We start from the raw sequence: 25761 nt of genomic DNA on the forward strand, positions 1-25761 counted from the left end.
GTTGGGCATGGTGAGCGAGGGAGATGAACATGCGGTTTCAGCCCGGTCAGTTGATCATGCATCGGAATGTGCGGCGCGGGCGTCTCGGCTGGGTCCGTCCGGCCCGGGTCGTCGTCGACGACGAGCGGGGTCTGCTGGTCTGGGTCGACCGGGGCTCGCCAGTGGTCAACGAGGTGGCCGACGACGGCCGTGGCATGCGGGCGATGCCGTTCACCGAGTGGATCACCCGGTCGTACCGGATCAAGCACGGCCGCTGGCTCGGCCCCCCGGTGCTGAAGTTCCTGCCCGCCGGGGCCGCCCACTCGGTGTGGTGGTTCCGCGACGACGCCGGGAACTTCCTCAACTGGTACGTCAACCTCGAAGAGCCCGGTGTGCGCTGGGCCGACGGCGACCTCGCCGGAGTGGACGTAATCGACCAGGACCTGGACGTGGTGGTCCGCCCGGACCGCAGCTGGGTCTGGAAGGACGAGGAGGAGTTCGCCGAGCGGCTCGCCTTCCCGGAGCACTACTGGGTGCGTGACGAGGCGGCGGTACGGGCCGAGGGGCGGCGGGTGATCAAGATCGCCGAGTCGGGTGACTTTCCGTTCGACGGGACCTGGTGCGACTTCCGGCCGGACCCGGCCTGGGCGCCTCCGGCCGAGCTGCCGCCCGGCTGGGACCGCCCGCCGGCAGCCGGCTGACCGCCGGGCACCTCGGGCTGACCGGCGACCCACCGGGGCCACCGGGTGTGGCGGTACGCCGCGGGTCTGGCAGAATAGTGTGTTGGTATCCGGTACGTGTTCGGCGCCCTCTACCCGGGCACGTCGCCAGTCCACCCGAGCTGCCTCTGGCCCAACCCCACTGTGCCGGTCGGCGTTCACCCGCGCACCGCCCTCGGGGGCCGGTGAAGATCGCAACAGGAGCGAACAAACCGTGGCCGTAAAGATCCGGCTTCTGCGGATGGGCAAGATCCGCAACCCGCAGTACCGCATCGTCGTCGCCGACTCGCGTACCAAGCGCGACGGGCGGGCGATCGAGTTCGTCGGGATCTACCACCCGAAGGAAGACCCGTCGGTCATCGAGGTGACCTCGGACCGTGTCCAGTATTGGCTCTCGGTCGGCGCTCAGCCGAGCGAAGCCGTCCAGCGTCTGCTGGAAAAGACCGGCGACTGGCAGAAGTTCAAGGGCCTGCCCGCCCCGGCGCCGCTGCTGGTGGCACCCGAGCGGGCCGACCGCAAGGCGGCGTACGAGGCGGAGGCCAAGGCCGCCGCAGGCGTCGCGGACACGCCGACCAAGCCGGCGAAGAAGGCCGAGAAGAAGGCCGAAGCGAAGTCCGAGCCGAAGGCCGAAGCGAAGTCCGAGCCGGCGGCTGCCGAAGCGCCGGCCAAGACCGAGGAGCCCACCGGTGCCGGCTCCGGCGAGCAGGCCTGACATGGTCCTCCGGCCCGCGCTGGAGCACCTGGTCAAGGGGATCGTCACCCACCCCGACGACGTACGGGTCCGGCTGGTCGACTCGCGCCGGGGCAAGCGCCTGGAGGTACGGGTGCATCCGGAGGACCTCGGCACCGTGATCGGCCGCGGCGGGCGCACCGCCAAGGCGCTGCGTCAGGTGATCGGGTCGATCGGCGGGCGTGGCGTGCGGGTCGACATCGTCGACTCGTACTGATGCTGTTGATCGTCGGTCGGATCGGCCGACCACACGGAATCCGTGGCGAGGTCACGGTCGAGGTCCGGACCGACGAACCGGAGATCCGGTTCGCCGCCGGATCGGTGTTGATCACCGATCCGGCGGCGGTGCCGGCCGTCCGCGAACCGCAGCAGCCGCCACCGCCCGGCGCGACCCTGGTCCGCGTCCCTGACCGGTTGACCATCGAGACGGTCCGCTGGCATCAGGGCCGACCGTTGGTGCAGTTCGCCGGGGTTGTCGACCGCGACCTCGCCGAGGCGTTGCGGGGCGTACTGCTCTGCGTGGACAGCAGCGACATCGCCACCCCGGAGGATCCGGACGAGTACCACGATCACCAGCTGGTCGGCCTGACGGCGGTCACGTCGTCCGGCGAGGTCCTCGGCGAGGTGGCCCGGATCGACCACGCGCCCGCATCCGATCTGCTGGTGCTCCGCCGGCCCGGCGGCGGGTCCGCCCTGGTGCCGTTCGTCCGGACGATCGTGCCGGAAGTGGATCTCGCCGGTGGGCGGGTGGTCGTCGACGCCCCACCCGGCCTGCTCGACCTGTGAGCGCTCCGATGCCATCCGGCGCGGTGGCGCTGCAGGTGGACGTCGTCACGATCTTTCCGGACTACCTGGCGCCGCTGGACCTGTCGCTGATCGGCCGGGCACGCCGAGCCGGCCTGCTCAGCGTCGAGGTGCACGACCTGCGCCGCTGGACGCACGACGTGCATCGGACGGTGGACGACACCCCGTACGGCGGTGGTGCCGGGATGGTGATGCGCCCGGAGCCGTGGGGCGCGGCGCTGGACGAGCTGGCTGCTGCCGGACGGCCGCCCGCGCGGCTGGTGGTGCCGACCCCGGTGGGGGAGCGGTTCGACCAGGCGATGGCGCAGCGGTTGGCCGCCGAGCCTCGACTGATCTTCGCCTGTGGCCGCTACGAGGGGATCGACCAGCGGGTGATCGACGAGGCGGCGGGAGCGCTGCCGGTGACCGAGGTGTCCCTCGGCGATTTCGTCATCTTCGGCGGTGAGGTCGCCGTGCTGGCCATCCTGGAGGCGGTGACCCGGTTGATTCCCGGAGTGCTCGGCAACGCCGGATCGCTCGTCGAGGAGTCCCACTCGGACGGGTTGCTGGAGGGGCCGGTCTACACCAAGCCGCCGCAGTGGCGGGGACGCGAGGTGCCGGAGGTACTACGATCGGGCGATCACGGCCGGATCGCCCGGTGGCGGCGAGACCAGGCGCTGCTCCGTACCGTATCGCGTCGGCCGGATCTGCTCGCCGGACTGCCGGCCGGAAAACTTGACAAAAGAGACATTGCGCTGCTGGTTGCGGCCGGATTTCAACTGCCGGCCGGTGATGTGGCAGAGTAGTGGGGTTGCCGCAGACGGGCATGCGTGTCCGGCTGCGAGGATCCCGCCAGCGGGAAGGCGTCGAACGTTGCGGCATCGAATGCTGAGGCGTCGAGCGTTCCGGCCCGGGATCAGAATCATCCATCCGCGCACCGCGAGACGGTGCGCCTTGAGTAGCCCAAGGATGCAGCGATGAACACGCTGGACGCTCTCGACGCCCAGTCGCAGCGGACCGACCTTCCGGACTTCCGCGCCGGTGACACGCTCAAGGTGCACGCCCGGGTCGTCGAAGGTAACCGTTCCCGGGTGCAGGTCTTCCAGGGCGTGGTGATCCGCAGGCAGGGTGCCGGCCTGCGGGAGACCTTCACCGTCCGCAAGGTCAGTTTCGGTGTCGGAGTCGAGCGGACCTACCCGGTCAACAGCCCGGCCATCGACCGGATCGAGATGGTGACCCGTGGTGACGTCCGTCGCGCCAAGCTGTACTACCTGCGGGAACTCCGTGGCAAGGCCGCCAAGATCAAGGAAAAGCGGGAGAAGCAGGTCAGCTGAGCCCGCTGATCCCGGTTCCCGATCTCAGGACTGCCGCTGGGAGCTTTCGCCAACTACCCTTGCGGTAGTGACCGATGGGGAGCGCTACATCCGCGGCATCCGTCGTGGCGGCGGGAGTCAACTGTGCTACCGCTCGTGGCGCCTGACGAGAGGCGCCGTGGGCGGTAGCGCCGTGTCTCGGGACCGGGGAGATGCGTAGCGTGTATCCACAAGGAGACCAGGATCAGTGGCAGCGGCGTGCCTCGTCGGGGGCGCGGTCGCAGCGCAACCGTCGGGACGGCCGGGCGGTAGCGCGCCCGCGTCGGTCGGGCCAGTCCGGCATGCAGATGGTGCAGCGCAGGCGTCGGCAGATGCCGCTGTGGCAGGAGTTGCCGCTGCTGCTGGTGGTGGCCTTCTGCCTGGCGGTGCTGATCCGCTCCTTCCTGCTGCAGGCGTTCTTCATCCCGTCCGGCTCCATGGAGGACACACTGCTGGTCGGTGACCGGGTGCTGGTCAACAAGGTCGTTTACGACGTCCGGGATCCGGTGCGCGGCGAGGTCGTCGTCTTTCGGGGCACCAACGACTGGGCACCGGAGCACACCGACGACCCCGACCTCGGTTTCGTCGCCAAACTCGGCCGCACCGTTGGTGATCTGGTCGGGGTTGGCCGGCCCGGTGAGAAGGACTTCATCAAGCGGGTCATCGGCGTACCGGGCGACCGGATTCGCTGCTGTGACGACCAGGGCCGGCTGACCGTCAACGACCAGCCGTTGGACGAGGCCGGCTACGTCCTGGAGGACTCGCCGCTGGACGTCCCACCGAGCCCAGGTGAGTGCCGGTCCCGGCAGTTCGCTGAGGTCGTGGTCGAGCCTGGACACCTGTTCGTGATGGGTGACCACCGACTGGTCTCACAGGACTCCCGCTGTCAGGGCTCGGTGCCGATCGAGAACGTCATCGGCCGGGCCTTCGTGATCGTCTGGCCCCAGGATCGCTGGGACGGCCTGTCCGTGCCGGACACCTTCGACAGCCTGCCGCCGACGGCTCCGACTCCGGCGGCGGTCGATCAGCCGGGGGACGTTCCGGAGACCTCCGGTGACCTGGTGGTTGTGCTGCCAGTGATGATTCCGCTACTTTTCGCTTCGCGCTCCGTGCCGCTGTTCTCAGCCAGACGTCGTAGGCTCCGGTTGTGATCGACGAGCAGACCGAGAAGAAGCCCAGTTCCTTCTGGCGTGAACTACCGATCCTGTTGGGTGTGGCGGTCCTCGTCGCGGTCCTGGTCCGGGCGTTCGTCCTGCAGACCTTCTACATCCCGTCGCCGTCGATGGAGCACACCCTCGACATCAACGACCGGGTGCTGGTCAACAAGGTCGTCTACCACTTCCGGTCGCCCGAACGCGGCGAGATCGTCGTGTTCCGGGCCCCACCGGAGTGGAGCAGCAACCCGGACGGTGAGGACTTCATCAAGCGGGTCATCGGGGTCGGCGGAGACCGGGTCGAGTGCTGTGACGCCGAGGAACGGTTGATCATCAACGGCCAGCCGCTGGACGAGCCGTACATCTACTCCGAGGGCGGGATCAGCGATCCCGCAGCGGTCGGTCCGTTCGACATCACCGTGCCGGAAGGACGGCTCTGGGTGATGGGTGACCATCGCTCGGCATCGGGTGACTCGCTGGAGCACTGGGACCGCAGCGGCGACATCGACTACGCGACCATCACCGAGGACTCCGTGGTCGGCCGGGCGTTCACCGTCTTCTGGCCACTGGACCGGGCCACCTGGCTCACCGTGCCGGAGCCGTTCGAGACCGTGCCGAGTTCGGGACCGTGACCGGTCACGTCACGCCGTCCCGGACGGTGCGGTCGGCGGTGGCAGCGGCCCACGTGTCGTGCCGGTCGGCTTGTTCTCCTACTCTGGTCGGGTGACCGACGCGGAGCTGACGGTGGACCGAGCGCCAAAGCCGGCGTGCAACCGGCACGCGGCCCGGGTCCTGCTCGTCGACTCGGCGGGTCGGGTGCTGCTGCTCCGCGGGTACGACCCGGCCCGTCCCGGGCACCGGTACTGGTTCACCCCCGGCGGTGGACTGGAGCCCGGCGAGACCCCGGCCGACGGCGCGGTCCGCGAGTTGGCCGAGGAGACCGGGCTGCGGGTGACACCGACCGAGTTGGGCACGCCGGTCTGGCAGGAAACCGTCGAGTTCCCGTTCGACGGACGGTGGTACCGCCAGGAACAGCACTTCTTCCTGCTGCGGGTGCCCAACTGGCAGGTCGACACGAGCGGGTTCGACGCCATCGAACGCCGTACGATCGACGCTCACCGGTGGTGGCCGATCGGCGAGCTCGCGGCCACCCCGGAACGGGTCTATCCGCCTGAGCTGCCGACCCTGCTGCGCCGGCTGACGGGAGAGGCCGAACCGTGCTGACTCCACCGCGTACCGTGGTGCGCCGTGAGGCCGGGCTCTACGCGTTGGAGCAGGCCCTGCGCCGACGCGGATTCGCCCAGGTCGCCGGCGCCGACGAGGCCGGTCGGGGTGCGTGTGCCGGGCCGCTGGTGGCGGCTGCGGTGGTGCTCGCGCCGGGCCGGCGGGGTGAGATCGACGGGCTGGCCGATTCGAAGCTGCTCACCCCGGGGGCGCGGGAGCGGGTCTACGCCTCGGTCCGTGACCGGGCACTCGCCCACCGGATCGTGGTGGTTCCAGCGGACGAGATCGACCGTCGGGGCCTGCACGTGTGCAATCTCGCCGCGATGCGCCGGGCGCTGGCCGGGCTCAGTCCCGCACCCGAGTACGTGTTGACCGACGGGTTCGGCGTCGACGGGCTCGGAGCGCCCGGGCTCGCGGTGTGGAAGGGTGACCGGGTGGCGGCTTGCGTGGCGGCGGCCAGCGTGCTCGCGAAGGTCACTCGGGACCGGCTGATGGTCGAGCTCGACGGGCGGTTCCCGGGTTACGGTTTCGCCGAGCACAAGGGCTATGCCACCGCCGAGCATCAGGCCGCGCTGAGTCGGCAGGGGCCGTGTGCCGAGCACCGGTTCTCGTACGTCAACGTAGCGGCTGCCTCCGGCCGGTCCGCGAGCCCGCCCCGCTCCCGCCGACCGGCCGCCGAAGCTGACCGGGCCGATGGAACCGACTCGGCCGGTATCGGCATCCGTGAGCCGATGGGGCGTCCGGACCCCGTACGGGGTACCGTCGGCGTGGCGTTGGACGAGCAGCTTCGCCAACCGGCGCTACTGGGGGAAGATGTGGTCATGGAAGGCGGATGGCGATGAGCGCCGAGGATCTCGAGAAGTACGAGACAGAGATGGAGCTGCAGCTCTACCGGGAGTACCGCGACATCGTCCGCCAGTTTTCGTACGTCGTCGAGACCGAGCGTCGCTTCTACCTGGCGAACCAGGTCGACCTGCACGTGCGCAATTCTGACGGCGAGGTGTACTTCGAGGTCGAGATGCACGATGCCTGGGTGTGGGACATGTACCGTCCTGCCCGTTTCGTGAAGAACGTCAGAGTAATGACGTTCAAGGATGTAAATGTGGAAGAGTTGGACAAGCCGGAAATCTCACTACCGGCAGATTCCGGATTCAGCGGCTGACTTCAATGGGCGTCACCAGGTCGTCCGGGAACCGGGTATCGACGGGCACCGTCGGCGACCGAGACTCGACACATCGGCCGGCCGGTCCTTAGCAGATCGGCTGCGACGAGGTTCCGTTCTCCACAGTTGAGTCAGTATCCACAGTCTGTCGTCCGCTCGTCGAGGCCCTGCCCCGGTCGGGTGCCAGGTTGTCGGCATGAGAATACTGCTCCTGCCGATGCTGGTAGCGACGATCCTGTTCAGCACTGCGCCCGCGGTCCCCGCCACGGCGTTGGTCGCCGCTGCCGGACCACCACCGACCGGGTCCGCGCGCCCAGCTGCAGACCCGCGTTTCCATCCGCCACTGGCCGGGGCCGTCACGCTGAGCCGCCGGTTCGACCCGCCCCCGGTGCCGTGGGGGCGCGGACACCGGGGCGTCGATCTCACCGCCGACGTCGGCGCCACCGTGTACACCGCTGGAGCCGGCACGGTCAGCTACTCCGGTCGGATCGTCGACCGGGGCGTGGTGAGCATCAGTCACCCGGGTGGGTTCAGGACCACCTACGAACCCGTGGACGGCTGGCTCGCCGTCGGCACCGCGGTCAGCGCCGGTCGTCCGATCGGCACCGTTACCGAAGGCCATCCGGGTTGTCCTGCCGACGCGTGCCTGCACTGGGGCCTGCGGCTGACGGACGGCAGCTACCTTGACCCGTTGCTGTTGCTCGGCAACGGACGTGTCCGCCTGCTGCCGCTCGGGTCAGCCGGCCCGGTGTAGCAGCGTGGGCAGCAGTTCCGCGAGCCGGTCGTAGTCTGCTGCCCGGTTGTACACCTGAGCGCAGATTCGCAGCCACGCCCGACCGGACCACCAGGCGACCGACACCTCGGTGGCCAGCTCGTCGGCGATCCGACGACGCAGCGCGGCCGCTGCGGCAGCGCTGTCGGCCGCGCCGGCCGGTAGCGGGACCAGCCGCATGGCCAGCTGGGCCGACTCTGGCCGGCGCGGATCGGGTACCGGGAGCCGCTGCGGCGGGACCCCCAGCGCATCGGCGATGGTCCGCTGGCCGTAACCGGCCAGTGCGGCGTTGTGCGCCCGGACCCGGTCCAGGCCGAGGCTGCGCAACGCGTACAGGCCAGCCGGCGCAGCCAGCCACGCGGTGTAGTCACGGGTGCCCTGCCACTCCACCCGCGACGGGAACCCGGATTCCTGCTCCCAGGAGACCCCCAGCGGCTCTAACCGTTCCCGCCACCGGGGCGCGACCGCCAACAGCGCCGTGCCGCGCGGCGCGAACGCCCACTTGTGCAGGTTGCCCACCCAGAAGTCGGCGCCGATCCGGTCGACCTCGACCGCCAGCATCCCCGGTACGTGGGCGGCGTCGACCAGGACCGGTACGCCGGCGTCACGGGCTACCGGGACCAGCTCGGCGACCGGGAACACCTGTGCGGTCGGCGAGGTGACCTGGTCGACCACCAGCAGCCGGGTCTGGCCCGGCCGGAGCGCGGCGCGCAGCCGCTCGACGACCTCCTCAGCCGGCGCCCCCAGCGGCACGGCTACGACGCGTGCCGTCGCGCCAGTGCGTCGGCACTCCCGCTCGACCGAGAGCGCGACCGCGCCGTACCCGTGGTCGGTCAACAGCACCTCGTCACCGCTGCCCAGACGCAGCGTCTGCAGCACGGTCGCGGCGGCGACGGTGACGTTGTCGACCAGTGCGGCGCACTCCGGGTCGGCACCGAGGAAAGCGGCCAGATGGCGGCGGGTGTGGCCGATCCGGTCCAGCAGACCCTGGGTGAAGAACCGCTGCGGGTCGGCCTCCATCTCGTCGCGTAGCCGCTGCTGCACCCGCTGCACCGTGACTGGGACCGCGCCGAACGCGCCGTGGTTGAGGTGGGTGACCGCCGGGTCGAGGGAGAACAGCATCCGTGCCCCAGGTAGCGGTTCGGGTGGGACCAGGCCGCCGCTCATCGGCATATCGTAGGCGAGCCGTCTCGGCCCGGTCCGGTGAGCAGCCCCTCCCCGGGCCGGCAGCCTCAGGCCCGCGGATGGGCCTGCCGGTACGCCGCCCGCAACCGTTCCACCGACACGTGGGTGTAGAGCTGGGTGCTGGCCAGCGAGGCGTGCCCGAGCAACTCCTGGACCGATCGCAGGTCGGCGCCACCCTCCAACAGGTGGGTGGCCGCCGAGTGGCGCAGTCCGTGCGGGGTGACGCGGGGTACACCCGCGTCGCGGGCAGCCGCGGTGACGATGCGGCGTACCACCGTGGCCTGGAGCCGGCCGCCCTTCGCGCCGAGCAGTAGCGCCTCGCCGGAGTGGGGCGACGCGAGCGCTGGTCGCCCATGAACCAGCCAGTCGTGGAGCGCCGCCCCGGCCGGCACTCCGTACGGCACGGTCCGCTCCCGGCCGCCCTTGCCCAGCACCCGGAGTACCCGCCGGCCCGGGTCGAGGTCGGCGAGGTCGAGCCCGCAGAGTTCGCTCACCCGGACCCCGGTCGCGTACAGCAGCTCCAGGACCAGTCGGTCGCGCAGCCGCAGCGGGCCGTCCGGACCGGTGCCGGTCGGTTCCCGGGTCTGTTCCCCGGCCGGCTGAGCCTGCGAGCCGGTGCCGTCGCCGTGCGGCATCAGCTGCGCGGCCTGCTCGACGCGCAGCACCGCCGGCAGCGTCCGGTGCGGCCGAGGGCTGGCCAGGGCCGCACCGGCATCGGCGCCGGTCAACCCGCTGCGGTGCGCCCAGCCGCTGAAGGCGCGTGCGGCCGCCGCCCGCCGGGCCAGCGTGGCCCGGGCGGCGCCGAACGTCCGTTGCCTGGCCAGCCAGCTACGCAACACCGTGATGTCGAGCCCGGCGGGGGAGTGGACCCCCATCCGGGCTGCGTGATCGAGCAGCGACACGACGTCACCGACGTACGCCCGTACGGTGTGGGCCGAACGGTTGTCGACCAGAGCGAGGTGCCGCGCGAACGCGTCCACGGCGTCGCGCAGGCCGGACGGCAGACCGGCGTGCCGCGCGGCGGTGCCCCGGCTGTCGTCGTCGCTCACTTCCCGACCGTCGGCCCGGCGGCCCGATCGGTCAAGTCGCCACGCCGGCCGACCCCGGTGCCGGACCGTGGCGGCAACCGGTAGCGCCCGTCCGCGCCGGTGAGCAGCCCTCGGGCCTGCAGCGCGGAGACCGAACGCATCGCGGTGCGGATGTCGACGCCGGCCCGGCCGGCCAGCTCGTCCAGGTCGACCGAGCCGCGGCCGGGAACCGCCTCCAGGACCCGCGCCGTCTGGGGATCGAGCGAGTCACGGGGACGCTCGGGCCCGCGCGGTGGCGGTGCGAGGTCGATACCGATCCGGCCGATCTCCTCCTGCACGTGGGCGACCCCGGCGACGAGCCGGGCCTGCGGGTGGTCGCGCAGAATCTCGTGACAGCCGACAGACACGGCGGAGGTGATCGGCCCCGGCACCACCATGGTCGCCCGGCCCAGGGCCAACGCGCGCCGGACCGTCTGGGCGGCCCCGCTGCGGGCACCGGCCTCGACCAGCACGGTCCCGGCCGTCGCGGCGGCGATCAACCGGTTGCGGGTGAGGAACCGGTGCCGCAGCGGCTCGGCGCCGGGCAGCCACTCACTGACCAGCAGCCCGGACTCGACGATCTGGTCGAACATCGCCGTGTTGCCGGTGGGGTACGGCCGGTCGATCCCGCAGGCCAGCACCGCCACCGTGCTGCCGCCAGCGGCGAGCGCACCGCGATGGGCGCAGGCGTCGATGCCGTACGCACCTCCGGAGACGATCGTCCAACCCTGCTCGGCAAGGCCGTGGCCGAACTCCATGCTGACGTGACGTCCGTACTCGCTGGGCGCCCGGGAGCCGACCACGGCGACCGACCGGGCCAGCGCCTCGGCGAGCGGCAACGGCCCACGGATCCACATGGCCAGCGGGGGCGCGCCGCCCCGGGAATCTCCGAAACCGGCACCGCCCGACCCCCCGCCGGGGCGACGGGCCAGCCGGGTCAGGTCCTCAACCTGGCACGGCCAGTCCGGATCGTCCGGCGTCACCAGCCGGGCGCCGACCCGCGCCGCCCGGTCGAGGGCGGCGGCGGCCACCTGCAGCGGATCGGCGGTCGCCAGCCGCGCGGAGCTCGCCGTCCGGGTCGGGTCGTCCGGGCTCCGCCCGGCGCGCAGCCGGGCCAGCGCCTCGACCGGGCCGACCGCCCCGACGAGCCGGTGAACGGCTTCGTTTCCGGGCTCGGCGAGCCAGGTCAACGCGATCCGGGCCAGCCGGCTGCCGGCCGTCTCGGCGCCCGGCATCACAGCTCGCCCGTCCGCAGCTGGATGGCTTCGTCGATGTCGGCCGAGTCCGGCCGGGACCGTCCGTCCAGGTCCGCGATTGACCAGGCGAGTCGCAGAATGCGGTCGAAGCCCCGGGCGGAGATCGCACCGACGTCCAGCCGGCGGCGCAGTGCGGCGGTCTCACCGGCGGGCAGCCGCCACGGCGGGCGTCGCAACGCGGGCCCGGGGACCACCGAGTTGGTCCGCCACCCCTGGTTGGCCCAGCGCTGCCGGGCGGCCTCGCGGGCGGCGGCCACCCGGTCGGCGACCGTCGCGGTCGGTTCCGCCGGCGTCTGGGTCGTCATCAGGTCCACGGCCCGCAGCGCGGTGAGGCTCACCTGCAGGTCGATGCGATCCATCAGCGGACCGGACAGTCGGTTGCGGTAGCGGCGCCGTACCACGGGCGGGCACTCGCAGAGCTGGTCGCCGGCCGGTCGGGCGCACGGGCACGGGTTGGCCGCCAGCACGAGCTGGCACCGGGCGGGGTACTCGGTGACCCCCAGGGCGCGGGTGATCAGCACCCGCCCCTTCTCCAGCGGCTGCCGCAACGAATCCAGCACCCGGCCGTGGAACTCGGGTGCCTCGTCAAGGAACAGGACGCCGTGGTGAGCCAGCGAGACCGCGCCGGGGCGGGCCAGCCCGGAACCGCCGCCGACCAGCGATGCGACGGTCGCCGAGTGGTGCGGGGCCTGGAACGGCGGTCGGCGTAGCAGGGCGCTGCCCGGTGGCAGCACCCCGGCGATCGAGTGCAACGCGGAGACCTCCAGCGCCGCCGCGTCGTCCAACGGCGGCAGCAGGCCGGGGAGCCGTTCCGCCAGCATGGTCTTGCCGGCACCGGGCGGCCCGATCAGCGCCAGGTGGTGGCCGCCGGCTGCGGCGATCTCCAAGGCCCGCTTGCCGAACGCCTGCCCGGCTACGTCCGCGAGGTCCGGGCCGGCCTGGATGGTGCCCGGCTTCGGTGGCGGCGGATCGAGCAGCTCGCCGGCGCCACGGATGAACGCGATCAGCCGGTGCAGCGTGTCGACGGCCTTGACCCGGACTCCCGGCACCACCGCCGCTTCGGCCGCGTTCGCGGCCGGCACCACCACCTGGGTCACCCCGGCCCGGGCTGCGGCCACCACCATCGGCAGCAGCCCGCGCACCGGTCGTACGGTGCCGTCCAGGCCCAACTCGCCGAGCAGCGCCACACCGTCGACCGGGGCGAGCGGCAGCTCTCCGGTGCCGCCGAGCAGCGCGGTGGCCACTGCGAGATCGAACCCCGAACCGACCTTGGGCAGCGTCGCCGGTAGCAGGTTGACGGTGATCCGCCGGTTCGGCCAGTGCTGCCCGGAGTTGACGATCGCGGCGCGTACCCGGTCCCGTGCCTCATGCAGGGTGGTGTCCGGCAACCCCGAGATGATCACTGCCGGGAGCCCAGCGGCGAGGTCGGCCTCCACCTCCACGAGATGTCCGGTGACGCCGACCAGACCGACGCAGAGCACCTTCGCGTAGCTCATCGCCCGGTCTCCACCGGTGGGCCGTCCGTCGTGGAGGGTGGTCGGTCGTCGGTGCGCGGCGGGCGGCGGATGTCGTTTCTCATGGCTCGACGGTCGCTGTCGGCGACCCGGGCGCCGGGCCGGGAAGGGGCGCGCCTGTGGACAAAGGTCCCGCTGTGGACAACGCGGCGACCGGTCGATGCCGGATGCTAGGCAACGGCTGCCAGGCAACGGCTGCCAGCCGACGCCGACCGGTCGGGCGACGGTGGTCAGAAGACCGCCGTCAGGTGCCGGACCTGGGCCGCGCCGGACCGACCGACGGTCACGCAGATCAAATCGAATCGCACCGGCCGCCGGCCATGTCCCGGGTTCGCGGCCAGCCAGCCGGCGGCCAGCCGGCGGATCCGCCGGGCCTTGGCTGTGGTGACCGCTTCCTCCGGCGCGCCGTAGCGGCCACTGCGGCGGGTCTTCACCTCGCAGAACACGATGGTGTCGGCGTGCCGGGCGATGATGTCGATCTCGCCGGCCGTACAGCGCCAGTTGCGTTCGACGACGACGAGCCCGGCGTCGATGAGGTGCCGTACGGCGCAGCGTTCGCCGTAGGCGCCGACGGCCTGCCTGATGTTGGTCATGTCTGGCAAAGTGCCCGGCGGTGACGGCCGATGTCGGGTGCGGTACGCCGTGGTTGTGGACGGCGGGCAGGCTGTGGACGCCGCGACGGCACCGGCCGCCGGCCTGCTAGCGCCGGTCTGACCAGCACCGGTACAAGATCGTCGGGGACGTCCGTGGAGCGGACCCGAGTGGCGGCGGCGGTTGCGGTGACATACGGTCCCTGTCCGTGGACCCGAACCGAAACTATCCGGACGACCCCGATCCCCGGTGGTACTCCGAGCGCACTTACGTCGATCCGTCCTGGCAATCCTCCGACTCGAGCAGCGACCGGCTCGGTGACGACCCGTTCGGCGGCACCAGCCGGTACGCCAGCGGCGACGGTACCGGTGAACTTCGGGCCGCCCGGGCTACCCGGGCGGACACGACGGAAGGGGGCCGACGGCGCGCGGCGCCGGACCCGGCGTCGGCACCGCCGTACGGCGGAGTTCCCGCGTCGGCCCCGCCGTACGGGGCGCCCGCGTCGGCCCCGCCGTTTGCGCCCGCGTCGGCCCCGCCGTTTGCTCCGCCGACGTCGGCACCTCCCGGAACAGCGAGCGGTCCACCGTTCGCGACTGCGGAGCCTCGGCCCGAGTCCGGTCCGGCAATCGATCCCGGCCGGCGGTCCGACTCCGCAAGGCGGTCCGATCCCGGCCGGCGGTCCGACCAGGGGCGGCCGGACGAGTCGGCCAGTTCGGTCGACGTCCCCACCGGGCTCATGCCACCGGTCACGCCCCGTCCGGCCGGTGATCCACCACTGATCGGGGAGTACGGCGGCCGGCGGGCACCAGCGGGCAGCGTCGTCAGCGACGGGGTGTACCGCAGTCGACGTCCTGCGCTGGGGATCCTGTTCGCCGTCCTGGTGATGATCTTCGAGGTGCCGGCGTTGCGGCTGTTGCTCGATGGAGCGCTCGCCGATCCGGCCGAGGTCGGCGCGGTGGTCGCCGGTACGGCGCTGATGATCGGTCTGCCCGCGTTCGGTATCGGTCTCTACGCGCTGGCCACCGGGGCGACCAAGGTGGGTTCTCCGGTCGAGGCGTTGCTGCGTCCGCCGACCGCGCATCTGCTGGTCGGCCTGCTGCTGTTCGTGGTGGCCGGACTCGCGGGCTGAACCCTGCGGGCTGGCCGGGTCGCGACCCGGCGCAGGGCGTACACTTGACAACCGGCGACCGCCTCGCGCGGTCGACCTCGCGCGCCCTTCTCCCCGGCGACAGCCGTGGGGGCGACGGTCCCCTGGTCCTGATCACTCAGGCCCACCATGATCGCCGACCGGGCGCCAGGACGCTCGGCCGCCGGCCGGCGTGACAACCAGGGACAAAAGGGAGAAGACACCATGGCCGTGGTGACCATGCGTCAGCTGCTGGAGAGCGGTGTGCACTTCGGGCACCAGACCCGGCGCTGGAACCCGAAGATGAAGCGGTTTATCTTCACCGAGCGTAACGGCATTTACATCATCGACCTGCGCCAGACTCTCGACTACATCGAGAAGGCGTACACCTTCGTCCGTGACACGGTGGCCGACGGCGGCAACATTTTGTTCGTCGGGACCAAGAAGCAGGCACAGGAGGCCATCGCCGAGCAGGCGACCCGGGTCGGTCAGCCGTACGTCAACCACCGCTGGCTCGGCGGCATGCTGACCAACTTCCAGACGGTGTACAAGCGACTGCAGCGGATGAAGGAGCTGGAGGCGCTGGACCTGACCGGCACCGCGCAGGGCTACACCAAGAAGGAAACCCTGCAACTGTCCCGGGAGAAGGACAAGCTCAGCCGTACGCTCGGCGGTCTGCGGGACATGCAGAAGGTGCCGGCGGCGATCTGGGTCGTCGACACCAAGAAGGAGCACATCGCCGTTGACGAGGCCCGCAAGCTGGGCATTCCGGTGATCGCGGTGCTCGACACCAACTGTGACCCGGACGAGGTCGATTTCCCGATCCCGGGCAACGACGACGCGATCCGCTCCGCCGAGCTGCTCACCCGGGTCGTCGCGACCGCCGTGGCGGACGGCCTGATCGCCCGTTCCGGCAAGTCGCGTGGTGCCGAGGAGAAGCCGGAGCCGGGCGCCGTGGCCACCGATGAGCCGCTGCCCGAGTGGGAGCGCGAGCTGCTCGAGGGGCCGGCCAACAAGGAGAACGAGCCCTCGGCCAGCAAGGAAAACGAGCCCGCTGCCGCCGCCGCGGAGTGACGACCACCCAAGCCGTCTGACGAGACTGAAGAGAGAGTCATGTCCAACTTCACCGCCGCGGACGTCAAGAAGCTCCGCGACCTCACCGGCGCCGGCATGATGGACTGCAAGAAGGCGCTGCAGGAGGCCGAGGGCGACTTCGACAAGGCCGTAGAGATCCTGCGGATCAAGGGTGCCAAGGACGTCGGAAAGCGGGCCGGCCGCACCGCCGCGAACGGTCTGGTGGCCCACGCCGGATCGGCGTTGCTGGAGCTCAACTGCGAGACCGACTTCGTCGCGAAGAACACCGACTTCATCGATTTCGCGCAGTTGCTGGTCGAGCACGGAGAGCAGATCAAGGCCACCGACGCTGAGGTGCTGCTCGGCTCCACCCTGCCGGACGGCCGGCCGGTCGCCGACGCGGTCCAGGAGCAGTCCGCCAAGATCGGCGAGAAGCTGGTGCTCAACCGGTTCGCCCGGCTCGACGGCACCGTCACGGTCTATCTGCACCGCAAGGCGCAGGACCTTCCGCCGCAGGTGGGCGTCCTGGTGGCGTACTCCGGCAAGGAGGACGAGGCGGCCGACGCCGACGCCCGCGGCGTGGCGATGCAGATCGCCGCGATGCGGCCGCGCTTCCTCACCCGTGAGGAGGTGCCGGCGGAGACGGTCGAGTCGGAGCGCCGGATCGCCGAGCAGACGGCCCGCGAGGAGGGCAAGCCGGAAGCGGCCATGCCCAAGATCATCGAGGGCCGGGTGAACGCCTTCTTCAAGGACTTCGTCCTGCTGGAGCAGGCCTCGGTGGCGGACAACAAGAAGACGGTCAAGAAGGTGCTGGCTGAGGCCGGCATCGACGTGACTGGTTTCGTCCGGTTCGAGGTCGGCCAGGCCTGAGCTGCGGTCCGGGCCGGTGTCCGGTGCGCCGGCCGGTCAGCGGCCGGCGCAGCCAGGTACCCGGTGAGGATCGAGACGATCGATCGATAGAGGAGGCCGTTGGTGTACGTGACAGGCACCACGGCCTCCTCGTTCCGTAGTCTGGGCACAAGGGTGAGTACGGCGGCGCTGAGGGCAGCTAGCGAAGGGCGGGTCGGATGACGCAGGTAATGAGTGGACACACGCTGGCGGCGGACGACCCGACCGCGCCTCCACCCGGGCGGTCCCGGCGGGTGGTACTGAAACTGTCCGGTGAGGTATTCGGCGGCGGAGCCATCGGCGTCGACCCGGATGTGGTGCAGGACATCGCCCGGCAGATCGCCACTGTCTCCCGGCTCGGGGTCCAGGTTTCGGTGGTGGTCGGCGGCGGCAACTTCTTCCGCGGCGCCGAGCTGCAGAAGCGCGGCATGGACCGGGCCCGGGCCGACTACATGGGCATGCTGGGCACTGTGATGAACTGCCTGGCCCTGCAGGACTTCCTGGAGAAGGAAGGCGTCGAGACCCGGGTGCAGAGCGCCATCACGATGGCCCAGGTCGCGGAGCCGTACATCCCGCTGCGCGCGATCCGGCACCTGGAGAAGGGCCGTGTGGTGATCTTCGGCGCGGGTGCCGGTATGCCGTACTTCTCCACCGACACCGTCTCGGCGCAGCGTGCTCTGGAGATCCACGCCGACGTGGTGCTGATGAGCAAGAACGGCGTGGACGGGGTGTACACCGCCGATCCACGGACCGACCCGACCGCCAGCAAGCTCGACACGGTGACCTTCGCCGAGGCGCTACGGCGCGGACTGCGGGTTGCCGACGCTGCGGCGTTCAGCCTCTGCATGGACAACGACCTGCCGATGTTGGTCTTCGGCGCGCAGGGCGACGACACGATCGTGCGCGCAGTCGCCGGCGAGCGCATCGGTACCTTGATCACGACCTGACCGGCCGGACCGCGCGGCGGATCCGTACCGGCAGGTGCCAGCAGGGACACCGGACCATCAGAAGGAGGCGACGGAACAGGTGATCGAGGAGACTCTGCTCGAAGCAGAGGAGAAGATGGAGCGCGCCGTCGAGCACGCCAAGGAGGAGCTGGGCGCGATCAGGACCGGTCGGGCCACTCCGGCGATGTTCTCCCGCATCGTGCTCGACTACTACGGAACCCCGACGCCGATCACTCAGATGGCATCCGTCGGGGTGCCCGAGCCGCGGATGGCCATCGTCAAGCCGTACGACATGTCGCAGCTCGCCGCGATGGAGAAGGCGATCCGCGACTCGGACCTCGGAGTCAACCCCAACAACGAGGGGACCCAGCTCCGGATCCTGCTGCCGCAGATGACCGAGGACCGCCGGCGAGAGATGATCAAGGTGGCGCGCGGCAAGGGCGAGGACGCCAAGGTCGCCATCCGCAACGTCCGTCGTAAGGCCAAGGAAGAACTCGACCGCATCGTCAAGGACGGCGAGGCCGGCGAGGACGAGGGACGCCGGGCGGAGAAGGAACTGGACGATCTCACTCACCGGTACGTGTCCAGCGTCGACGAACTGGTCAAACACAAGGAAACCGAGCTGCTCGAGGTCTGATGTCCTACCCCGAGACCGCTGGCGGCGATCAACCGGACGCTCGAACAAGGGCGCGGCACCCCGGCGCCGCGCCCGAACCGTCAGCTCCGGAGACCCGTAACGGCCATCCGCTGGCTGAGCGGTCCCAGCCGTACGGCGGCCCGAACGCCGTGCCCGGCCCGGTGTACGGCGGCGCCGCCCACGGCGGTCCCGTCCCCACCGGGCCGTACACCGGTACGGGGGAATTCCCGTACACCGGTTCCCACCTTGGCAACGGCGGTCTGCCCCACGGCGGCGCGCCAGCCGGTAACGGTCACGGCGCCGGGCACTGGTCGACCGGGTACCGGGACGGCGAGCGGGTAGCGCCGTCAACGGACCCGGCTCCGCAGGCGGGGCCGGACAGCTCGGCAGCGCGCCGGCGGGCCGGCGCGCGACGCCGTCGATCCGGCCGGTCTGGTCCGGCTCGGCCGGTGACCGAGCGCTCCGACCCGGATCAGCCGGTGCCGGAGCCGATCGACCCGCGTCGGGCCGGTCAGGATCCGCCCGGCGAGGCCGGGAACGCACCGCCGACCGCCGACCGCCGGCCGTCGGCCGGCCGAAACTTGCCGGCTGCCATCGGCGTCGGCCTCGGGCTGGTCGTCGTGGTGCTCGGTTCGTTGTTCCTATGGCGGCCAGCCTTCCTGGTCGTCCTGCTGGCCGCCGTCAGCCTGGGCACCTGGGAGATGATCCGGGCGGTGCGTACCAGCGGCGCCCGTCCGCCGACGATCCCGTTGCTCGCCGGCGGCGCGCTGATGTCCGTGTTGGCCTGGCGGATCGGCCCGGATGCTCTGGCGCTCGGGTTGCTGGTGACGGTTCTGGCGATGCTGATCTGGCGGCTGGGCGATGGACCGTCCGGGTACCAGCGGGACGCGGCCACGGCCACGCTGATCGCGGTTTACGTCCCGTTTCTAGGTGGTTTCGCCGCGCTGCTGGCCAGTCGGCCGGATGGCGACCTGCAGATCCTGGTCACCCTGGCTGCGGTGATCCTCTCCGATACCGGTGGCTATGCCGCCGGTGTCTTCTACGGCAGGCACCGGATGGCGCCGACGATCAGCCCGAAGAAGTCCTGGGAAGGCTTTGCCGGGTCGGTGGCCGCCGCCGGGATCGGCAGCGCGGTGCTGCTGCTTCTGCTGCTCGACGTCATGCCGCTGTGGGGGGCGTTGTTCGGCGTGGCGGTGTCGGTCGCGGCAGTGCTGGGGGACCTAGGCGAGTCCATGCTCAAGCGGGATCTCGGGGTCAAGGACATGAGCAACCTGCTGCCCGGACACGGCGGGCTGATGGACCGGCTCGACTCGATCCTGTTCGCGTTGCCGGTCTCCTACCTCGTGCTGTCGTTGATCGCGTTGGCCGGCTGAGCGGTCGTTCAGAAGGGGGTGCCGGTCGATGCGCCCACCGTGGCGAGCCGGCCACGGCGGGATCGTGGGAGACTGGTCCTGCCATGAGAAGCCTGCCGCTGACCCCGAGCCGTCCGGCGACCGTCGCGTCCGACGGTCGCCCCGCCCTGCCGCCCCAGCACCTGGCTGATCTCGATCTCGGCGAGCGGCAGACGCTGCTTGCCGGGCTCGGTCAGCCCGCCTACCGGGCGAAGCAGGTTTCCACCCACTACTTCGGCCGGCTGACCCGGGACCCGCAGGCGATGACGGATCTGCCGGCCACCGTCCGGGCAGGGGTCGCCGAACGGCTGCTGCCGACCCTGCTCACTCCGGTGCGCGAAAGCGCGTGTGACAGCGGCGCCACCCGCAAGGCGCTTTGGCGGTTGCACGACGGAGCCCTGGTGGAGAGCGTGTTGATGGGCTACCCGGACCGGGTGACCGTCTGCGTGTCCAGCCAGGCCGGGTGCGGGATGGCCTGTCCGTTCTGTGCCACCGGTCAGGCCGGGCTGACCCGGAACCTGTCTACCGCGGAGATCGTCGATCAGGTCGTCCACCTCGCGGGGGTGGCTGCGGCGGGTGGCATCACCGGTTCACCGCCCCGGCTGTCACACGTCGTCTTCATGGGGATGGGCGAGCCGTTGGCCAACTACGGCCGGGTGATCGCCGCCGTCCGACGGCTCTGCGCGCCACCACCGGAAGGGCTGGGTCTGTCACAGCGGCACCTGACGGTCTCGACCGTCGGACTGGTGCCGGCAATGCGGCGTCTCGCCGGGGAAGACCTATCGGTGACTCTTGCGCTGTCGTTGCATGCGCCCGATGATGATCTGCGCGACGAACTCGTGCCAGTCAACCAACGGTGGAAGGTCGCCGAAGTCCTGGACGCCGCGTGGGAGTACGCGGACCGTACGGGTCGGCGGGTGTCCATCGAGTACGCGATGATCCGGGATGTGAACGACCAGCCATGGCGAGCCGATCTGCTGGGTCGATTGCTGGCTGGTCGCATGGCCCACGTGAATCTCATTCCGCTCAATCCGACTCCGGGCAGTCGTTGGGACGCCAGTCCCAAGCCGGTCGAGCGGGAATTCGTTCGCCGGCTGCGTGCAGCTGGTGTCGCGGTGACCGTTCGCGACACCCGGGGCCGGGAGATCGATGGAGCATGCGGGCAGCTCGCGGCCGCCGAGACGGCGTCATGAGCTACCGGTGTGATCAGCGAGTGAATCAGGAGACGTAGTGGCGAGTCAGGGACAGCGCTTCCGGCGTCGGGCGCTTCGTCGGGGCTACAAGGTCGACGAAGTGGATGCCTTCCTCGACCGTGTAGAGGCCACACTCGCCGGCGAGCCGGTAGGGTCACCGGTTTCCGCGCAGGAAGTGCACGATGTCGTATTCAGAGTCCGGTTCAACGGCTACGACGAATGGCAGGTCGACCTGCACCTGGACCGGGTGGAACGACAGCTCGCCGAGCTGGAGGAGCGTGGCCCGGCCGGTCGTGGCGCGGACACCCGTGCCGGCCGGCCCGACCGGCCGGCCCCGGCCGGGCGCGACGATCGTCCGATGCGTGACGAGCGCCCGGTCCCGTCGGCCGCCGCCGCGCTGCCGCCGCGGCCGGCGCCCGGTCAGCCAGGGCCGGTGCCCGGTCAGCCCGGGCCGGTGCCCGGTCAGCCCGGGCCGGCCCCCGATCCGTACGGCCACTATGCCGACCAGCCGACCGGGAGTTACGGCCGCTACGAGGACCCTCGGGGCGGCTACCCGCCGGGTGCTCCGGCAGGCGGCCCGCCGGTGCCGGCTCCGGGCGGGCCGCACCGCGGATTCGGTCCCGGCCCGGGCGGTCGGTTCGACGGTTTCGAGCAGGGCCGGCACGGTAAGGCCGACATGACGGCCGAGATCTACTTCCCGGATCGGCGGTCCGGCCAGTCCGGCCCGCCGTCGGGCGGCCACCCCGGCATGGGTGGCGCCCCCGGCGGCCACCCGGGGGTGGCAGGCGGCTACCCCGGCATGGGTGGCCCTCCCGGGGGCGGCGGCCACCCGGGCATGACGGGCGGCCACCCGGGCATGACGGGCGGACCGGCGGGACTGTCCGGTGGCGGCAGCCTGCAGCGGGTGGACCAGATCCGGCGGACCTTCCAGGTCCGCCGGTTCGGCAGCGGCTACGACCCGGCGCAGGTGGATCGGCTGTTCGAGGACATCCTCACCGCGATGGCCGGTCGGGGGCCGATGCCGGTGGACACGGCGGAACTCGACACAGTGCAGTTCGGGCTGGTGACCGGTGGCTACTTCGAAGCCGAGGTCGACGCAGCGCTCAAGGAGGTGCAGGACATCCTGCAGCGCGGCCGGTGACCGTTGATCCGGCCGCCCCGGCCGGATCAACGTCGGCGGTCAGGACCGGCATCACCGACCGGGCCGGACCCCGGTCAGGATCGTAGGCCGTTGCGTCGTAGCACGGCGTCGCCGACGACGATGGCCAGCAGTCCGACGGCCAGGCCGATCAGCCAGATGTCCTCGACGCGGCCCTCATGGTTACCGATCAGCATGGAGAGCAACACCAACGCCGAAACGATGGCGCCGATCCGCCCCAACTTGCGATGGCCCGGCTTGTGCTGGTCGGGTGAGGTCACCGGCTCGGTTCCGGCCACGGCTGGTCCTCCTTCTCGAACCGGCCCCTTCCGATGAACGGAGCCCGGTCACTCGCATGGATCCTGCCCAGTCTGGCATGACGTCGGCGGGCGCGGCATCGGGACCCCGCCGGGGGATCCGTGCCGGTGCCGGGCCACCCGGGCAGGCAGAGCCGGAGCGAGCGGATCCAGACGTCGCCAGTCGGGGCGACCGCCGCCTCCGGTAGCGTTTCCGGCGTACACATCGCTTGTGACCGAGGGGGTCTGTACGGTGCGACTGACGGGTACCGGGCACGCCAGTATGCGGATCGACACGGCTGCGGGCAGCATCCTGTGCGACCCGTGGGTCAACCCGGCCTACTTCGCCTCATGGTTTCCCTTTCCGGACAACTCCCAGCTGGACTGGGAGTCCCTCGGCCAGGTCGACTATCTGTACGTCTCCCACCTGCACCGGGATCACTTCGACGCGGCGCACCTGAAGCGCTTCGTGTCGAAAAGGGCGACCGTGCTGCTGCCCGAGTACCCCACCTCGGAGCTGGAGGACGAGCTGCGCGAACTCGGCTTCACCAGCTTCCTGCGGACGAAGACCAACGAGGTGGTCGAGCTGGACGGCGGCCTCAACGTCATGATCCAGGCGTTGACCAGCCCGACCGACGGCCCGATCGGTGACTCGTCGTTGTGGGTCGAACACGACGGAGTCCGGCTGCTCAACCAGAACGACGCCCGCCCCACCGATCTGTCGGTCTTCGCCGCGCTCGGCCACGTGCACGCCCACCTGCTGCAGTTCTCCGGTGCCATCTGGTACCCGATGGTCTACGAGCTGCCCACCAACGCCAAGACCGCGTTCGGCAAGCAGAAGCGGGAGCGCCAGTTCGACCGCACCTGGCGGTACATCGACGATCTGAAGGCGTCGTACGTCTTTCCGATCGCCGGGCCGCCCTGCTTCCTCGACGACGCACTGTGGCAGTTCAACGACATCCACGGCGACGAGGGCAACATCTTCCCCGACCAGCAGGTCTTCCTGTCCGAGTACGCCAAGGTCGGCGGCAGCAACGGAGTGGTGCTGCTGCCCGGCTCGGTCGCCGAGGTCACCGCCGACGAGTGCCGCACCACCCACCCGCAGCCGGTCGACGAGCTCTTCGCCAACAAGCAGGCCCACCTGGTCGAGATGCGGGAGCGCAAGCGCCCGGTCATCGAGGCTGAGAAGGCTTCCTGGCGGCACCCGGAGATCGACGTACTGGGCGAGATGAAACGTCGTATCGAGCCGTTGCTGGAGGAGTCGGTCTACCTGGCCAAAGGGGTCGGCGGCCCGGTCCGGTTCGACCTGGTCGACTACGACGGCGAGTCGGTCGAGTCGATCGTGGTGGACTTCCCCGGAAAGCAGGTGCGGCCGTACGGCGACGAGAAGGTCCGCTACCGGTTCCGCACCGATCGGGCCCTGGTGGAGCACCTGCTGCACACCGGCGAGGTCGACTGGGTCAACTCGCTCTTCCTGTCCTGCCGGTTCTCCGCCGCGCGGATCGGCCAGTACAACGAGTTCGTCTACGCGTTCTTCAAGTGCCTGTCCACCGAGCGGCTGCAGTACGCCGAGGGCTGGTACGCCGAGCAACGCCCGGACGCCGAGGACGTCAGGATCGGTGACTGGATCGTGCAGCGCCGCTGCCCGCACCTCAAGGCCGACCTGACCCGGTTCGGCATCATCGACGGCGACCAGCTCACCTGCCAGCTGCACGGCTGGCGGTTCGACCTGACCAGCGGACGGTGCCTGACCAGTGTCGGGCACGAGGTCCGAGCCCGGCGGGCCGGCACCCCGGCACCGGTCGAGTCCCAGACCCCAGCCGGCGAGCCGGTGGCGCAGGCCTAGCGCCTGACGTCGGCCGCGCCTGAAGTCCGCCGCGCCGCGACTAGCGCTCGCCGTGCCCCAGGTCGGTGAGGATCCGCCGGGCGGCGTTGTGCCCGGCGGCACCGATCACGCTGCCCGCCGGGTGGCAGCCGGCGCTGCCCGCGTACAGGCCGGGCAGCCCGGTGGCGTACGGCATCCGGTCAGTGAACGAGACGGTGTTGTCCACGTGGTGGATGTGCCCGCCGGTGATGCCGAAGTGCGCCTCGATGCCGGGTGGGGCGAGCGGCACCGCGTCGGCGACCAGCGCGCTGGTGCCCGGCGCGTACCGGTCGCAGACGGCCAGCAGTTGTTCGACGTACCCGGGCAGCTCGGTCGCCCACGACGAACCCGCCGGCTGCCACGGCACCGACTGGACGAACAGCGCCGACGAGTGGTGCCCGGCGGCGTCGCGCAGCGACGGGTCGACGGTGGTGTGCAGGTACCACTCGATGGTCGGCTCGACCGGCAGCCGGCCGGCCCGCACATCGGCCCACATCGCCCGCAGCGCCGTCATCGGCGACTCGCCGTCGCCGCCGGGCAGCAGCGACGCCGAGCCGGGCAGCAGATGGATGGTGGCCCCGAACGGGCTGGGCGCGGCGTCCGGCAGGCAGCTGAACCGGGGCAGCCCGGTCAGCGCCAGGTTGACCTTCAACGTGCTGCCCGGCCGGCGGGTGGCGGCCAGCCGGTCGGTCAGCTCGGCCGGCAGCACGCCGTCGGGGGCCAGCTCCAGCAGCCGGTACGGGTCACAGGCACCGAGTACCACCTCGGCGGCCACTGACCGGCCGTCGGCGACGACGACACCGCTCGCGCTGCCGGCGTCCACGGTGATCGCGGTGACCGGCGTGTCGGTGACGATCCGCGCTCCGGCGGCCCGGGCGGCGTCGGCAAAGGTCCGCGACACGGTGCCCATCCCGCCGGCGGCGATCATCCAGGTGCCGTCCGAGCCGGGCAGTCGGCACATGTTGTGCACCAGGAAGTTGTGACCGGTGCCCGGGTCGTCCGGCCCGGCGGTCAGCCCGCTCAGCCCGTCGGTGACGGCGTACATGGCGACCAGCAACTCGGAGCGGAACTCGAAGCGGGCCAGGTAGTCGGCGACCGAGCCGCGGACCAGGTCGACGAGGACCTGCCGCAGCGCAGGGCGGACATAGCGCTGCGCGGTCTGTTCGACCGGCAGCGGCTCGGCCAGCCAGGCCGGCGCCAGGTCGTCGCGTAGCGCCGCCAGCTCAGCCTGCATGGCGTCGTCGGCGGCCACGTCGGCGGCGGAGAAGGCGGCGGACATCTGTGCCCGGGTCGCGGCCCGGTCGGTGCCGAACAGCAGGTACGGCGACCCCGGCCCACCGGGGGTGGGCAGGAAGTAGTGCGGGTCGCGGCGCAGCACCGGGATGGCCACGTCGAGGGTGGCCAGCAGTTCCGGCGGCATCAGCCCTAGCAGGTACGACCCGGTGGAGTGGCGCAGCCCCGGCGCCCGGGCGAACGGCTGCTCGGTGCGGGTGGCGCCGCCGATCACCTCGGCCGCCTCCAGCACCAGCACGTCGAGCCCGGACCGGGCCAGCAGGACCGCCGCGACCAGACCGTTGTGCCCGGACCCGATGACGACCACGTCGGCGCGGGCGGGCAGGTCGGCGCGCGTCGACGGGTCGGGTCGCGGCGCCGGAGAGTGTGACGTACCCATGTCCCGACCCTAGTCGCCGTGCGGCGTCCATGATGGGCCTGCGATAG

28 protein-coding genes are annotated in these 25761 nt (G+C 71.1%); 21 read left to right on the forward strand and 7 right to left on the reverse strand.

Annotated elements, in window-relative coordinates; genetic code table 11:
- Positions 1-29 precede the first annotated feature (29 nt).
- From O7610_RS00970 to O7610_RS01025, 12 genes are all read left to right on the forward strand, one after another.
- Entirely contained in the window at positions 30-680 is a 651-nt protein-coding gene (locus O7610_RS00970; protein ID WP_281553880.1) for a ribonuclease FAU-1 family protein, read from the forward strand.
- A 232-nt stretch (positions 681-912) separates the two neighbouring features.
- Positions 913-1410 (forward strand): 30S ribosomal protein S16, encoded by a 498-nt coding sequence (gene rpsP / locus O7610_RS00975; protein ID WP_281553881.1) that lies wholly within the window; start codon positions 913-915, stop codon positions 1408-1410.
- Positions 1385-1645 (forward strand): RNA-binding protein, encoded by a 261-nt coding sequence (locus O7610_RS00980; RefSeq protein ID WP_199757474.1) that lies wholly within the window; start codon positions 1385-1387, stop codon positions 1643-1645. The genes rpsP and O7610_RS00980 overlap by 26 nt, the downstream gene beginning before the upstream one ends.
- Before the next feature lie 2 nt (positions 1646-1647).
- Positions 1648-2214 carry a ribosome maturation factor RimM gene (rimM, locus tag O7610_RS00985; RefSeq protein ID WP_289213547.1) on the forward strand — a complete coding sequence of 189 codons (567 nt, stop codon included), beginning with the start codon at positions 1648-1650 and terminating at the stop codon, positions 2212-2214.
- 29 nt (positions 2215-2243) lie between these two features.
- Positions 2244-3017: a tRNA (guanosine(37)-N1)-methyltransferase TrmD gene (gene trmD, locus O7610_RS00990; protein ID WP_289213548.1), complete on the forward strand. Its 774-nt coding sequence runs from the start codon at positions 2244-2246 to the stop codon at positions 3015-3017.
- 171 nt (positions 3018-3188) lie between these two features.
- The gene (rplS, locus tag O7610_RS00995; protein ID WP_278167775.1) at positions 3189-3545 is read left to right on the forward strand and encodes a 50S ribosomal protein L19; all 357 of its coding nucleotides are present in this window, start codon (positions 3189-3191) and stop codon (positions 3543-3545) included.
- A 320-nt stretch (positions 3546-3865) separates the two neighbouring features.
- On the forward strand, positions 3866-4714 hold the full coding sequence (gene lepB / locus O7610_RS01000; protein ID WP_281553882.1) for a signal peptidase I: 849 nt from the start codon (positions 3866-3868) through the stop codon (positions 4712-4714).
- Positions 4711-5349: a signal peptidase I gene (gene lepB / locus O7610_RS01005; RefSeq protein ID WP_281553883.1), complete on the forward strand. Its 639-nt coding sequence runs from the start codon at positions 4711-4713 to the stop codon at positions 5347-5349. The genes lepB (O7610_RS01000) and lepB (O7610_RS01005) overlap by 4 nt, the downstream gene beginning before the upstream one ends.
- A 91-nt stretch (positions 5350-5440) precedes the next feature.
- Positions 5441-5941 carry an NUDIX hydrolase gene (locus O7610_RS01010; RefSeq protein WP_281553884.1) on the forward strand — a complete coding sequence of 167 codons (501 nt, stop codon included), beginning with the start codon at positions 5441-5443 and terminating at the stop codon, positions 5939-5941.
- A complete protein-coding gene (locus O7610_RS01015) occupies positions 5935-6783 on the forward strand; it encodes a ribonuclease HII (RefSeq protein WP_281553885.1) in 849 nt (282 codons plus the stop codon). Before O7610_RS01010 ends, O7610_RS01015 begins: the two co-directional genes overlap by 7 nt.
- The gene (locus tag O7610_RS01020; protein ID WP_123604412.1) at positions 6780-7103 is read left to right on the forward strand and encodes a DUF2469 domain-containing protein; all 324 of its coding nucleotides are present in this window, start codon (positions 6780-6782) and stop codon (positions 7101-7103) included. Before O7610_RS01015 ends, O7610_RS01020 begins: the two co-directional genes overlap by 4 nt.
- Before the next feature lie 196 nt (positions 7104-7299).
- Positions 7300-7857: a M23 family metallopeptidase gene (locus O7610_RS01025; RefSeq protein ID WP_281553886.1), complete on the forward strand. Its 558-nt coding sequence runs from the start codon at positions 7300-7302 to the stop codon at positions 7855-7857.
- On the opposite strand, the gene O7610_RS01030 is transcribed toward O7610_RS01025, so the two are convergent.
- The 5 genes from O7610_RS01030 to O7610_RS01050 form a co-directional block, all read right to left on the reverse strand.
- Positions 7840-9042 (reverse strand): aminotransferase class V-fold PLP-dependent enzyme, encoded by a 1203-nt coding sequence (locus tag O7610_RS01030; protein WP_289212468.1) that lies wholly within the window; start codon positions 9040-9042, stop codon positions 7840-7842. The genes O7610_RS01025 and O7610_RS01030 overlap by 18 nt on opposite strands.
- Before the next feature lie 65 nt (positions 9043-9107).
- Positions 9108-10109, reverse strand: coding sequence for a tyrosine recombinase XerC (locus O7610_RS01035; protein WP_281553888.1), 1002 nt, complete (start codon positions 10107-10109; stop codon positions 9108-9110).
- Positions 10106-11362 (reverse strand): DNA-processing protein DprA, encoded by a 1257-nt coding sequence (dprA, locus tag O7610_RS01040; protein WP_281553889.1) that lies wholly within the window; start codon positions 11360-11362, stop codon positions 10106-10108. The genes O7610_RS01035 and dprA overlap by 4 nt, the downstream gene beginning before the upstream one ends.
- Entirely contained in the window at positions 11362-12879 is a 1518-nt protein-coding gene (locus O7610_RS01045) for a YifB family Mg chelatase-like AAA ATPase (protein WP_289212469.1), read from the reverse strand. Before O7610_RS01045 ends, dprA begins: the two co-directional genes overlap by 1 nt.
- A gap of 248 nt (positions 12880-13127) precedes the next feature.
- Positions 13128-13490, reverse strand: coding sequence for a YraN family protein (locus O7610_RS01050; protein ID WP_281553891.1), 363 nt, complete (start codon positions 13488-13490; stop codon positions 13128-13130).
- A 734-nt stretch (positions 13491-14224) separates the two neighbouring features.
- On the opposite strand from O7610_RS01050, the gene O7610_RS01055 reads away from it, so the two are divergent.
- The 8 genes from O7610_RS01055 (at position 14225) to O7610_RS01090 (ending at position 21885) form a co-directional block, all read left to right on the forward strand.
- On the forward strand, positions 14225-14617 hold the full coding sequence (locus O7610_RS01055; protein WP_281553892.1) for a hypothetical protein: 393 nt from the start codon (positions 14225-14227) through the stop codon (positions 14615-14617).
- 222 nt (positions 14618-14839) lie between these two features.
- Complete coding sequence (gene rpsB / locus O7610_RS01060) at positions 14840-15688, forward strand: 30S ribosomal protein S2 (RefSeq protein ID WP_281553893.1); 849 nt, start codon at positions 14840-14842, stop codon at positions 15686-15688.
- A gap of 39 nt (positions 15689-15727) precedes the next feature.
- Entirely contained in the window at positions 15728-16558 is an 831-nt protein-coding gene (tsf, locus tag O7610_RS01065; RefSeq protein ID WP_281553894.1) for a translation elongation factor Ts, read from the forward strand.
- 197 nt (positions 16559-16755) lie between these two features.
- The gene (pyrH, locus tag O7610_RS01070) at positions 16756-17523 is read left to right on the forward strand and encodes a UMP kinase (RefSeq protein ID WP_370461410.1); all 768 of its coding nucleotides are present in this window, start codon (positions 16756-16758) and stop codon (positions 17521-17523) included.
- 79 nt (positions 17524-17602) lie between these two features.
- A complete protein-coding gene (gene frr, locus O7610_RS01075; protein WP_281553895.1) occupies positions 17603-18160 on the forward strand; it encodes a ribosome recycling factor in 558 nt (185 codons plus the stop codon).
- Positions 18160-19533: a phosphatidate cytidylyltransferase gene (locus O7610_RS01080; protein ID WP_281553896.1), complete on the forward strand. Its 1374-nt coding sequence runs from the start codon at positions 18160-18162 to the stop codon at positions 19531-19533. Before frr ends, O7610_RS01080 begins: the two co-directional genes overlap by 1 nt.
- An 83-nt stretch (positions 19534-19616) precedes the next feature.
- Positions 19617-20744, forward strand: a complete 1128-nt coding sequence (gene rlmN, locus O7610_RS01085; protein WP_289212470.1) for a dual-specificity RNA methyltransferase RlmN — start codon at positions 19617-19619, stop codon at positions 20742-20744.
- A 37-nt stretch (positions 20745-20781) separates the two neighbouring features.
- The gene (locus O7610_RS01090; protein ID WP_289212471.1) at positions 20782-21885 is read left to right on the forward strand and encodes a DivIVA domain-containing protein; all 1104 of its coding nucleotides are present in this window, start codon (positions 20782-20784) and stop codon (positions 21883-21885) included.
- Between the two features lie 74 nt (positions 21886-21959).
- On the opposite strand, the gene O7610_RS01095 is transcribed toward O7610_RS01090, so the two are convergent.
- Positions 21960-22181: a DUF2631 domain-containing protein gene (locus tag O7610_RS01095; protein WP_281553899.1), complete on the reverse strand. Its 222-nt coding sequence runs from the start codon at positions 22179-22181 to the stop codon at positions 21960-21962.
- Between the two features lie 250 nt (positions 22182-22431).
- Here O7610_RS01095 and O7610_RS01100 point away from each other — a divergent pair, with 250 nt between their 5' ends.
- Positions 22432-24024 carry a Rieske 2Fe-2S domain-containing protein gene (locus O7610_RS01100; protein ID WP_281553900.1) on the forward strand — a complete coding sequence of 531 codons (1593 nt, stop codon included), beginning with the start codon at positions 22432-22434 and terminating at the stop codon, positions 24022-24024.
- 40 nt (positions 24025-24064) lie between these two features.
- Here O7610_RS01100 and O7610_RS01105 read toward each other — a convergent pair whose 3' ends face one another.
- Positions 24065-25714: a phytoene desaturase family protein gene (locus O7610_RS01105; protein ID WP_281553901.1), complete on the reverse strand. Its 1650-nt coding sequence runs from the start codon at positions 25712-25714 to the stop codon at positions 24065-24067.
- Between the last annotated feature and the right edge of the window lie 47 nt (positions 25715-25761).

The organism is Solwaraspora sp. WMMA2065 (genome assembly GCF_030345075.1).
Taxonomy (GTDB): domain Bacteria; phylum Actinomycetota; class Actinomycetes; order Mycobacteriales; family Micromonosporaceae; genus Micromonospora_E.

Bases quoted from the DNA above. Each gene is read 5' to 3' on its own strand.
- lepB (WP_281553882.1), top strand. From the start codon at position 3,866: ATGCAGATGGTGCAGCGCAGGCGTCGGCAGATGCCGCTGTGGCAGGAG.
- O7610_RS01080 (WP_281553896.1), top strand. From the start codon at position 18,160: ATGTCCTACCCCGAGACCGCTGGCGGCGATCAACCGGACGCTCGAACA.
- O7610_RS01105 (WP_281553901.1), bottom strand. From the start codon at position 25,714: ATGGGTACGTCACACTCTCCGGCGCCGCGACCCGACCCGTCGACGCGC.
- O7610_RS01020 (WP_123604412.1), top strand. From the start codon at position 6,780: ATGAGCGCCGAGGATCTCGAGAAGTACGAGACAGAGATGGAGCTGCAG.
- O7610_RS01045 (WP_289212469.1), bottom strand. From the start codon at position 12,879: ATGAGCTACGCGAAGGTGCTCTGCGTCGGTCTGGTCGGCGTCACCGGA.
- tsf (WP_281553894.1), top strand. From the start codon at position 15,728: ATGTCCAACTTCACCGCCGCGGACGTCAAGAAGCTCCGCGACCTCACC.
- rplS (WP_278167775.1), top strand. From the start codon at position 3,189: ATGAACACGCTGGACGCTCTCGACGCCCAGTCGCAGCGGACCGACCTT.
- pyrH (WP_370461410.1), top strand. From the start codon at position 16,756: ATGACGCAGGTAATGAGTGGACACACGCTGGCGGCGGACGACCCGACC.
- O7610_RS01050 (WP_281553891.1), bottom strand. From the start codon at position 13,490: ATGACCAACATCAGGCAGGCCGTCGGCGCCTACGGCGAACGCTGCGCC.
- rpsB (WP_281553893.1), top strand. From the start codon at position 14,840: ATGGCCGTGGTGACCATGCGTCAGCTGCTGGAGAGCGGTGTGCACTTC.
- O7610_RS01055 (WP_281553892.1), top strand. From the start codon at position 14,225: ATGCCACCGGTCACGCCCCGTCCGGCCGGTGATCCACCACTGATCGGG.
- O7610_RS01025 (WP_281553886.1), top strand. From the start codon at position 7,300: ATGAGAATACTGCTCCTGCCGATGCTGGTAGCGACGATCCTGTTCAGC.
- rlmN (WP_289212470.1), top strand. From the start codon at position 19,617: ATGAGAAGCCTGCCGCTGACCCCGAGCCGTCCGGCGACCGTCGCGTCC.
- O7610_RS00970 (WP_281553880.1), top strand. From the start codon at position 30: ATGCGGTTTCAGCCCGGTCAGTTGATCATGCATCGGAATGTGCGGCGC.
- dprA (WP_281553889.1), bottom strand. From the start codon at position 11,362: ATGCCGGGCGCCGAGACGGCCGGCAGCCGGCTGGCCCGGATCGCGTTG.
- O7610_RS01030 (WP_289212468.1), bottom strand. From the start codon at position 9,042: ATGAGCGGCGGCCTGGTCCCACCCGAACCGCTACCTGGGGCACGGATG.